10 protein-coding genes are annotated in these 10105 nt (G+C 45.6%); 6 read left to right on the top strand and 4 right to left on the bottom strand.

What is annotated here, in order from left to right:
* From QT974_RS24500 to QT974_RS24490, 3 genes are all read left to right on the top strand, one after another.
* The coding region (locus QT974_RS24500) for an Imm1 family immunity protein (protein WP_333471017.1) at positions 1-408 on the top strand (408 nt) is incomplete at its 5' end.
* Positions 409-524: 116 nt separating this feature from the next.
* Positions 525-1157, top strand: coding sequence for a Uma2 family endonuclease (locus QT974_RS24495; RefSeq protein WP_333471016.1), 633 nt, complete (start codon positions 525-527; stop codon positions 1155-1157).
* Between the two features lie 110 nt (positions 1158-1267).
* Positions 1268-1891: a class I SAM-dependent DNA methyltransferase gene (locus tag QT974_RS24490; protein WP_333471015.1), complete on the top strand. Its 624-nt coding sequence runs from the start codon at positions 1268-1270 to the stop codon at positions 1889-1891.
* A gap of 211 nt (positions 1892-2102) precedes the next feature.
* Here QT974_RS24490 and QT974_RS24485 read toward each other — a convergent pair whose 3' ends face one another.
* Positions 2103-2930, bottom strand: coding sequence for an SDR family oxidoreductase (locus QT974_RS24485; RefSeq protein ID WP_333471014.1), 828 nt, complete (start codon positions 2928-2930; stop codon positions 2103-2105).
* A gap of 112 nt (positions 2931-3042) precedes the next feature.
* Between QT974_RS24485 and QT974_RS24480 the strand changes: the two genes are divergently transcribed.
* Positions 3043-3897: a DUF1232 domain-containing protein gene (locus tag QT974_RS24480; protein WP_333471013.1), complete on the top strand. Its 855-nt coding sequence runs from the start codon at positions 3043-3045 to the stop codon at positions 3895-3897.
* A gap of 171 nt (positions 3898-4068) precedes the next feature.
* Here the strand turns inward: QT974_RS24480 and QT974_RS24475 are convergent, their stop codons facing one another.
* A complete protein-coding gene (locus QT974_RS24475) occupies positions 4069-4383 on the bottom strand; it encodes a zinc ribbon domain-containing protein (RefSeq protein WP_333471012.1) in 315 nt (104 codons plus the stop codon).
* Positions 4384-4736: 353 nt separating this feature from the next.
* Between QT974_RS24475 and QT974_RS24470 the strand changes: the two genes are divergently transcribed.
* Positions 4737-5318: a hypothetical protein gene (locus QT974_RS24470; RefSeq protein ID WP_333471011.1), complete on the top strand. Its 582-nt coding sequence runs from the start codon at positions 4737-4739 to the stop codon at positions 5316-5318.
* Positions 5319-5548: 230 nt separating this feature from the next.
* The gene (locus tag QT974_RS24465; RefSeq protein ID WP_333471010.1) at positions 5549-6022 is read left to right on the top strand and encodes a TspO/MBR family protein; all 474 of its coding nucleotides are present in this window, start codon (positions 5549-5551) and stop codon (positions 6020-6022) included.
* A 307-nt stretch (positions 6023-6329) separates the two neighbouring features.
* Here the strand turns inward: QT974_RS24465 and QT974_RS24460 are convergent, their stop codons facing one another.
* On the bottom strand, positions 6330-8396 hold the full coding sequence (locus QT974_RS24460) for a hypothetical protein (protein ID WP_333471009.1): 2067 nt from the start codon (positions 8394-8396) through the stop codon (positions 6330-6332).
* A gap of 247 nt (positions 8397-8643) precedes the next feature.
* Positions 8644-9543 carry an Hsp33 family molecular chaperone HslO gene (gene hslO / locus QT974_RS24455; protein WP_333471008.1) on the bottom strand — a complete coding sequence of 300 codons (900 nt, stop codon included), beginning with the start codon at positions 9541-9543 and terminating at the stop codon, positions 8644-8646.
* Positions 9544-10105 lie beyond the last annotated feature (562 nt).

The following is a 10105-nucleotide window of genomic DNA, read 5'->3' as shown; positions in this document are numbered from 1 at the left end:
GCAGAAAATTGGGTTGGCAACCAGGACGAAGGTGACTTAATAGAAAGTCCTACTTGGAATCAAATAGAGCAAGCCATCCGCGAGTTAAACGGAAAAAGTAAAACTTTAGTTACCTTGGGTGCAGATGACGAGTGTTATATGAGCATTGGTGGCGGCGAATCAGGCAAATATATTGTTAACGTCACTTTTGATAACGTTAGCTTCTCTAATTTAGTAGAGCCATCAAAACCAGATGCAATAGAAAAGCTAGTTGTGGGCGGACAAGAAGGCAATTATTCCGCCAAAATGTGTGTGAATTTAGAGACTGCACTATTGGCAGCCCAAACATTTACAGCATCAGGAGAACTTCAAAAATCGCTGTCTTGGGAAGAAGAGAAAGAATTAGCGGTGTCATCAAATAAGATTTAACACAACCCGCGTTTATCCGCCTGCATCTGCGGTTCAAAAAAGAACGCCCTTTTTGATATTAGCTTTGCCAGTGCTACAATAAAACCAGAGTTTTCTCAGCTCAAGGAGATTTTGAGATGATTGCTACTACTTCAAGTCTAGCCGAACAGAGAACCCTGCTAGAAAATATTAGCTGGTCAACCTTTGAAACGCTGCTCAAAGAAATAGGCGATAAGCGAGGTTATCGCATAGCTTACGATGAAGGGAGACTGGAAATTATGGCGCCATTATTTGAACATGAGAACTACAAGAGCAATTTCGGTAATTTCATCATTGCTTTAGCAGAAGAACTCGACATTGAAATTAAAAGTGCGGGTTCAACTACTCTCAAACTCAAAAATGCTAAAAAAGGCATAGAACCAGATAACTGTTATTATATCCAAAATGAACCAGCACTCAGGGGCAGGCAAGAACTGGATTTAGAAACGGCCCCGCCGCCGGACTTAGCAATTGAAATAGATATTACCAGCAGTTCAGTGGATAAGTTGGGCATTTACTCAGCACTTGGCGTCCCGGAACTCTGGCTGTATAACGGGCGAGTTTTGAAATTTTATCAGTTGGTAGAAACAGAATATATTGAGCGCGATTTTAGTATTGCTTTTCCCTTTGTATCGGTAGCGGAAATGGCTGGGTTTTTCACTCGCACTCAAACGATAGGGGAAATGGCTTTGCTGAAATCCTTTAGGACTTGGGTTAAGGGGAAAATATAATAGTGTCAAAATCGATCGCACATCAAAGCAAAATTTCCCAACACAGGCAAATATGCGATGACCTTTTTGGTATATTTAGTTAGAGATAATTTAACTTACAGAGATTCAGTATGAAGCCTTCACAGAATGAATCAGTACCGTCCAGTTTTTTTGATAAAACCTTCCAAGGGAGTCCCGATCCTTGGGGATACACATCGAATTCTTATGAAATTAGTAAATTCCGAGCAACTATTAGAGCTTTGCCAAAAGTCCAATTCAAAAATGCTTTTGAAATCGGATGTGCTATCGGTGTAATTACGCAGCAACTAGCGCCAAAGTGTGACAGACTGCTTTCCATAGATTGTTCGGATATCGGATTAGAAGAAGCACGGAAACGCTGCGCCGAGTTCCCACAGGTACAGTTTGAGAAGATGCAGATACCCCAGCAGTTCCCAACAAACAAGTTTGATTTAATTTTATTCTCAGAAGTCGGCTATTATTTGACAACTGAAGACCTCCGGGAAACCAAGGAAAAGATTATTGATAGCTTGCTTCCTGGAGGTTATCTCTTGATGGTTCATTATCGGTTTCCAGTAGAAAGTTTTATCCTGAATGGCGAGATTGTTCACAATACTTTTATCGAAGACTCTAGCAAGTATTTGAAACATCTTGGCGACCCGCGAAAACGTTTCTTGATGCTAGATTTAGCCCGCCATCACAAACGCTATCGGATGGATTTGTTTCAGCGGTTGTAAAGGATGACCGATAATTTTTAATAGGTGTATCTACTATTAGTTCTGGTCACGTTTGATTCACATTCCTTGCTTCATCTGTCAGTCAGATCGAGTCCGCGTGAATAATTCTAATTTATTTTGCAGTCAGGAGTTCAGTCATATTAAAATTATGAGGACTAAAGTCCTGACTACAAACTCTTTTTTTAGCGGCAATAATTTCAGTCGAGATTGATTAAAACTCCCTAATTTCAGGATGAACAAACTGATAACCAGCCGCCTTAATCTTTTGATTCGATACCCTCGCATTATACGGCCGCACGCTGCTCACAGATGTATCCCAAGTAGCTTTCGGTAGATTGTTACTTTCAAAAATGCGATCGAGTAATTCGCCACTAGACAGCGACACATCCCCGACTAAATTGTAAATCCCCTGCAATCGATTGTCCAATGCAAAGGTCAATCCGCCAACAATATCATCTCGATGCACCCAATTTGTCGCATCTTCCCCGGCGCCCGGACGAGTTGTCCCGGCCCAACGTCCAAAGATTTTAACTAATTCTCGCCCTGGCCCGTAAATTCCTCCCAAACGGAGAATGCAAACTTGTAGGTTTGGATTCGATGCTGCTAATAAAACTCGTTCGGTTTCCGCGAGAATTTCACCGTTGGGATTGGCTGGCCGGGCGGGCGTATCTTCGTTTACTGCTTTACCTTGACAGTCGCCGTACACAGAATAAGTACCCGTATAAATCACCTGCTTGACTGTCGGTATTTGCTGTAAAACTGATACCAAAGTTGCCGCAGTTTCTAAGTAACTTTCTCGATAAGCTTGAGGATTTGGAGCACCGACGCACAGCATAACAGCATCTTGGTCTTGCAGCAAACTCGCGATCGCCCCTGCATCATTTCCCTTAAGCACAACCACCCGCTGGGCGACACCCTCCAATTCACTAACTCGGCTCGCCGTTGTAGTTGTCGCCGTCACGGTACAATCAGACTTACCTTGTAAATGTCGGGCTGTCGCAGTACCCACATAACCGCAGCCGACGATCGCAACTTTCATCAAAAATTCTCCATTTTGTCCTACCCTCTAAGATTATTGCCGGTTTTTGCGATCGATAGGAGGTGAATTTTGTGGTACGATCCAGATCGTCGTTATCAAGCTCAGTTGCATCATGTCCGAAAAAGATATTTTTGCTACATCCTCGGAAACTGAACTTTTAGCTTTTTATGGAGCTTTATTTGCGATCGCAGCAGCCGACGGTTCCGTTGATATTGACGAACTAAATTTGCTGTTTAAAACCATAAATTTAGACAAATTTTCCGATTCAGCCAAGACTCAAATCGAATCCTACACAGCAACTCCGCCATCTTTGAACGACTGTTTGCAAACAGTCAGTCAGTCAAAAGAACCGCTGCGTTTGGGAGTGATGTATTTTTTGATCGCCATTGCTTTGGCAAATAATACCCTCCATCCTGCTGAAACCGATGCGATTCAATCCGCGAAAAAAATTCTCGCAGTTTCCGATTTGCAAATTCAAGCCATGCAAGAATTCATCGCAGACATGAAACAAATACAGGAGGCTGCGCCCAAAAATAATCAAGCATCAGCCTCTTTCAATTCTGCTGTTTCCCAGCTCAAAAAAAAGGGCATTCCTATCGATTTAATTGATGCAAAAAAAACCACAACAAACCTCAGCAATCCGCAAACAGATTATTCCGATGAAAGTTTTTGGGCGAAGCTTAAAAAATTTGCTTTAACGGCTGGCCGAGAAGTAGTTGAAAAAGCTTTGACGCTTTATTACACTGCTCAAAATCCTAACGTGCCGGCTTGGGCAAAAACGGTTGTTGTGGGAGCTTTGACTTATTTTATATCTCCGATTGATGCGATTCCAGATATATTAGTTGGTGTCGGATTTACAGATGATTTGGGGGTGTTGCTGGCAGCGATTGCTACGGTTTCAGTGTACATTAATGCTGAAACTAAAGCACAAGCACAGCAGAAAATGAGTGATTGGTTTGGCAAATAATCTTATCGGTGTTTCATGACTCGCAATTTCACAGGTTTGTAGTAAGGACTTTAGTCCCGCTCAACTTAAAGATTAAGAAGGATTGAAGTCTTCACTACGAACTTTTAAGAAGGATTGAAGTCCTCACTACGAACATGAAGTCCTCACTACGAACTTAATGATTGTGGATTCTCAGTCTTTGAGTGGCTTACCTTCTCGATTGATAATACGGCTTTCACCATCTTTAGCCGTGACATTTTCATAAACACCTTCATCCCGCTTCACATACTTGGTGAAACCAGAATTTTTATAATCGGTGTCGGATGTCGGCTTCAGCAACCTCGGAGCGCTCAGCATTCGGCGTACCGGAGCATCTCCAGGAGTATCCCCAGGTTCGCACTTAGCCAACTCGCACAGTTGTCCCCAAGTCGAAACTTCCAGGTTCATGCTGTGCGAAACTTCTAACTGCTGGTTGTTTTTGGGACAAAAATAATCGTATACAGGCATACTAAGAATCTCGTTTGCAACTACTAACATTACTAATTGCACAGTTACTGTGAGTATTATAACTCAACATTACTAACAATTCAAGCCAAAAAAGCAAAATTTACTATTTTTAACGGTTGTAAAAACACTAAATCAGCTATATTATTAACCCTGTGCAGTTGCTCCCGAATGCGATCGAGACCAAGCCCAATAGTACGTTACCCTGAAATCCTCTGACTCGATCGACGGCTAGCAAAAGCCCGCAATACTTCCGTGAATGTCGTCACAGGATTTATCGTCATTTTCAGACTGCGCGCCAATCACAGATTCTAAGTTTCAAATTTATTCATCTACTCACCAGCGAGGATTTACCGATGAGCGATTTCAAAGTTACGCCAGAAATTGAGCTAAATACAGCTCAAATGTTGGAGCGATACCAACTGCAAGATGAAACAATTTTGCGGCGTTGGGCCAAACTGCACGGTATCAACAGCACTCGCGGTTTCTTCTATCCCAGTGAAGTAGATTTGATGGATCACGCTCACCATCACCTCTACAATTTGGGCATGAGCATTGCTGACTACCAAAATCTTTTAGACCGACGCCGCAGTCATTCCCAAACATCAGGCGACCAAAATAAAACAGTAGCAAGTCAAGTTGCTGACGAAGCATACGATGCCATAGAAATGCTGACAGATCAGTATTCGGAAGCTATTGATTTAATGGGAGAACGCATAGCAGACCATTTCATTGATGAACTGGATTTATCTGTGATGCGACACCTTTCTCAAAAAGTGAAAGACCGCCGCACTCTCAATGGTCAAACGAAAAAACCAAACCGTTTTCTCCAAGTGATTAAAGCCGTGTTGCAACCGAGCAGCGAAAATACGCTTCTAGTTCCCAAAAAAGATGATGATTCTAGTTTAGAATTAGAACACCATCACCGACTCGGCTAGCCGATTGATTGGCAACGCTAAGCGCTGCTTGTAGCGGTAAGGTGCGCGGTGCGCACCCTACATAATTAGGTTGTGTGTCCGGGATTGTGAAGGCAATAAACTTGCTATTTTTAACCAGCCTAATTTACCTGGCAATTATCACTTTAAGACTGGAGAGAGATGTGCTTTGCCCCGGAATTACCTAAAATATAGTTTTAATCGAAACAGTTAATCTAGCTAAAGGTATAGAAATGATTAAATCATGGATGGTAGTTGGAGCAGTCGCCTTGATAGTAGCTTTGGCGATTAACAGAATCGCGACCAGCGATATCCAATGGTTCAACAGATTATTGCGTCCGAGATGGCTAGTATTTGAAAAAGCAATTCCTATAATCTGGACAGTAATTTTTATTTGTTTAGCTTGGTCGGCGGTGATTGTTTGGGAAAAAGAACCGGGAACTCAGGAGACTTGGCTGAGAATGGGTTTTTACCTGCTTTTAGAAATAGTAACTATGTCTTACACGTCGGTTATGTGCAAACTTAGGAGTCTCAAAGTCGGTACGATTATCGGCGGAACTGGTGCAATTTTAAGCGTGCTGCTAGCTATCAGTGTGTTGCCAGTTTCTGAATCGGCGACCTGGTTATTGCTGCCTTACATACTCTGGAGTCCGATCGGCACTTACACCACTTGGGCAATGATGCACCTGAATCCGGCTGATGTTTAATCGATAGAAGGAAGTACGTCCGCGGATTGTGTAGCGGATGTAGCGGATGTAACGGATAGAATTCCCGATTACCTATGAGTTCTGCCGTCATTAATCTCACGGCGACGCACCTTGCAAATACTATTTATGAAAAAGCTTGCTTAAGACAAAAATCTTGGGCGAGATTGAAACACAGGGTTGTCTCCTCGCCCTTGAAGCTCCTAGGTGCGGATCTATTAGATTGTCGGTCTTTCTTGAAGATGGTCTATGGCGAGACACCCTACGGAAAACTTCAATACTAAAAATCCCAAATCCAAAATGGTATAACCTAACGGCTCGGAGACTTGTTCGGAGGCTCTGTTTCTGGTGGCTCGGGAACCGGAGACGGAGACTCGGGAGCCGCGGGACTCAGCGACTGCTCCCAAATTTGGATTTGCGATCGCGCTTGCTCAAAAGCCCGATTTCCCGAGGGAATTTTCTTTAAAGTGGCGATCGCCCCAGCCAGATCCGACGACGATTGTTCCACGCCCATCGCCAAAATCCGCTGGCTCCACTCCTCAATCGCCTCGCTGGCCTGCCACCGCAGCGAACTCGAATCGGGTACCTGACTTGCCAGAGAAATCGCTATTTGCAAAGCCTCAGCAGTCCCCGCTCGGGCTGCCTGACGGGCGCTCTGCAAGCCTTGCTCGCCCTGAAATTGAGCTTCCCATGTCCGAATGTTCGATCGAGCTTCGTCATAAAGCACCCGTCCCGATCGAATCCGGCGCGCCATCTCAATCGCCTCGCCCAAATTCCCTCTCGCTGCTAGCTGCTGAGCTCTTTCCAAAAACGGCTGGTCTTGAAGCCGCTGTCTTCTCTCGATCCAAGCTTGAATTTTGGTTTGAGCTTCCCCGTAAAGCGCCCTACCTTGACCGATCCGAGAAGCTTGAGCAACGGCAGCCTCCAGAGAATTTGGATCGCCCGTAGTCGCCAAATCGTTAGCTTTTTGCAGGTACGGACTGTCTTCGAGCAGCTCGATTTGACGGCTCAAGCGAGCAATTTGAGTGCGAGCTTCAAGAGAGCGGGGATTTGAAGGCGCGACTGTTTGCAATTGGGCGATCGCAGCCCTCAAATCCTTGACTCCTCCCGGCGCCGCCAGCCTGCTTGCCAAATCCAAAACTTTCACATCAGCCATTTCTTGTTGCCAGCGGCCGACCAAATCTTGAGCTTGTTTGTACAAAGGGCGGTCGTCCTTCAACTTTTGAGCAATCTCGATCGCCTTAGACAAACCATCAACAGAGCCGGTCAAAGCCTGAGCCGTAGCACCGGCCAACTCGTTAAAATCTCGTACTTGTTCCTTTAAATTTGCCGACTCCGGAATCTTGTTAGCCATCGCCACCGCCTGCTGCCAATCGCCTAAGAGCAAGCGTTTTTGGGCCAGACCCATGATTTTCTTGCTAAATTCGGCGATCGACTTATTGGCAGCTTCATACAAATAACTTTTTTGATCGATGCCCTGAGCCAGCTTAATCCCTGTCACCAGATTGTCGAGTCCTCCCTCTGCCGCTGTATTGCGGGCTTTGATTAACTTATTGCCCTCGGCCTTGGTCGCGGTAATTGCCTTAGTTAGTTCCTCATACTTAGCCGATTCCCAGAAAGTATTTCCTGAATCCAACAGCAGAGTAGCTTGGCGGAAAGCCAGCCCCCACTCTTCCTGACGCAAGTGGTCTTCTGCGCTGCGGTAAAGTTTCTCTGCATCGCTCCATGTAGACTGCCACTTGTCAATCTCTTTTTGCACCGTCGCGTAAGCGGGAACATCTTGAGGAACCTTGCGGGCGATCGCAATTGCCTCTGCTAGCTTTCCTTCTTGGAAGCTAGCATTTCCCAACTTGACAATATCCTGCGCCCATCCGTCAATTTGACCGTTAATTCTCGGTCGCAGCGGGTGATCGGGGGGCAAAGCGTTAACTAATTCGATCGCGCGGAGCAAATCATCAGCCGTCCGCTTGCTAGCTGATTCTTGAGCGCAAAAAAAGCGATCGTTAGCAGAAGCCGTCGGCCAAAAAATCTTCGAGCAATTCGACTGCGCAGTCAAGTTGAGCAAAGACGAAATTGCCACAAACCCCATACCAACTGACATCATCAAACTCACGGCCAGCCAAAACTGCCACTTTTGCGACCAGATCCGCCACAGCCTATAGGGCTCTAGAGGAGGCGAATTTTCCCCAGACTCTTTCGTCGGCTGTTCCAGATGCCCTCCTGGTAGTTTTCCCGAAGTAACCAATTCTCGGAGTTCTCTAAGTCGCTCAGCGCGGTTTTTCCTGGCAGGAAGTGGCACTAGCGAGGAAGTATCCTTTGTTTGCTCCAAGGATTCTGATGCAGACCAACGGCCTGGTGTTTTGCGATCTTGACTCATATCCTCACCACAAACAACAACCAGCCTGTCTTAATTATTTCCAAACAGCGATCGCTGTTATTAACTTTTCTATACAATATATTCATCACTTGTACTTGTGACCGCAGGCGAAAGACTGCAAGAGCCGATCGCCCGCGCCGCCCAAATCAAAATTTTGTGATTAGGTAATTGATAATTGGTAATTGGCAATTGGTCAAGGCCTCGATCCCTAACTCGCACTCAATAGAGCCAATTACAGATTACCGTGTCAAGAACCGGAGTTCGATCGCAACTCTCCGATCAGCTCCGTCAGTTCGTCGCTGTTAGCAGTGTAAACCTGATTGCAGAAATGGCAAGTAGCCTCAGCGCCGCCATCTTTTTCGATCATGTCTTGGAGTTCAGCTTCGCCGAACATTTTCAGAGCTCCCAAAACTCGATCGAACGAACAGCCGCAGTGAAAGCGCACCATCTGAGTTTCCGGAAAAATTTCCAGCCCCATATCACCGAGTAAATCTTCGAGAATCTGGTGCAGCGTTTTGCCCGATCGCAGCAGCGGGGTAAAACCCGACAATCCAGCTACTCTAGATTCTAGAGTTTTCACCAATTCTTCATCGGTTGCGGCCTTGGGCAACACCTGCAACAGCACGCCCCCAGAAGCTTGCACCCCCGCAGCCCCAACAAAGACTCCCACAACCAGAGCCGAAGGTGTCTGCTCGGAGGTTGCCAAATAGTGAGTCAGATCGTCGCCAATTTCGCCGGAAACCAAATCTACGGTACTTGAATAAGGGAATCCGTATCCCACGTCTCGCACCACGTACAAATAACCATCACCAATGGCTCCGCCGACATCAAGTTTGCCTCTAGCATTGGGTGGCAATTCCACTTCGGGATTGTCCACGTAACCTCGAACCGTGCCATCGAGTCCTGCATCAACCAGAAGTCCGCCCAGGGGCCCATCTCCTTTGATGCGAATGTTGACTCTCGATTCGGGGCGCTTCATGCTGGAGGCGAGTAACAGCCCTGCTGACATCGTGCGGCCGAGGGCGGCTGTAGCGACGTAGGAGAGCTTGTGGCGCCCTCTTGCTTCTTCGGTAAGGCGGGTGGTAATGACGGCTACAGCGCGAATTCCGCCATCTGCGGCTGTTGCGCGAATTAATTGATCGGCCATGAAAAACCTTACTTTTGTCTTTTGGTACTTCCTTAAACTATTTTAGAAGGTTGTCACAGGAGATAGGGGCAGTTGAGTCGGCTGGTATGAAAGGCCGATCGAGTTTCACGACTCCGGTATTTTTTAGATAAAACCTCGATCGTTCGAGGTTGTGCGAATAATAAATAGTGCGATCGGCTGTTGAAAATACATTCTTGAGCGCATAATCCCTAGATGTAGGGCGATGCACACCGCGCCGAGAACCGTATGGGTAGGGTGTAAAACCACGTTTTTGGTATTTGATTATAAAAAAACATCTTAAAAACCCATAATAACCAGGGGAGCATCTCATTTTTGCAAAAAGCATTTTTTTTACAGTGCTGTCCCAGAACAGCGAATTCTCAAAGACTCGCTGTTTTGGGACAGCACTCTTAAAGCAAAACTGAGATGCACCCAATAACGAGTGCATTTATTTTTTCTTTGCAGCGTACTCATTCAGGTTGTAACTACTAACAATTAATTGATAACTAGACTTGAATTGCAAAAATCGGAAAACACCCTAAAATTATCTGCGTTTATCTGT

The organism is Microcoleus sp. BM001215392, from assembly GCF_036700185.1.
Taxonomy (GTDB): domain Bacteria; phylum Cyanobacteriota; class Cyanobacteriia; order Cyanobacteriales; family Microcoleaceae; genus Microcoleus.
This window is presented reverse-complemented; position numbering and strand designations above follow the sequence as displayed.

Bases quoted from the DNA above. Each gene is read 5' to 3' on its own strand.
- QT974_RS24465 (WP_333471010.1), top strand. From the start codon at position 5,549: ATGATTAAATCATGGATGGTAGTTGGAGCAGTCGCCTTGATAGTAGCT.
- QT974_RS24460 (WP_333471009.1), bottom strand. From the start codon at position 8,396: ATGAGTCAAGATCGCAAAACACCAGGCCGTTGGTCTGCATCAGAATCC.
- QT974_RS24475 (WP_333471012.1), bottom strand. From the start codon at position 4,383: ATGCCTGTATACGATTATTTTTGTCCCAAAAACAACCAGCAGTTAGAA.
- hslO (WP_333471008.1), bottom strand. From the start codon at position 9,543: ATGGCCGATCAATTAATTCGCGCAACAGCCGCAGATGGCGGAATTCGC.
- QT974_RS24480 (WP_333471013.1), top strand. From the start codon at position 3,043: ATGTCCGAAAAAGATATTTTTGCTACATCCTCGGAAACTGAACTTTTA.
- QT974_RS24485 (WP_333471014.1), bottom strand. From the start codon at position 2,930: ATGAAAGTTGCGATCGTCGGCTGCGGTTATGTGGGTACTGCGACAGCC.
- QT974_RS24470 (WP_333471011.1), top strand. From the start codon at position 4,737: ATGAGCGATTTCAAAGTTACGCCAGAAATTGAGCTAAATACAGCTCAA.
- QT974_RS24490 (WP_333471015.1), top strand. From the start codon at position 1,268: ATGAAGCCTTCACAGAATGAATCAGTACCGTCCAGTTTTTTTGATAAA.
- QT974_RS24495 (WP_333471016.1), top strand. From the start codon at position 525: ATGATTGCTACTACTTCAAGTCTAGCCGAACAGAGAACCCTGCTAGAA.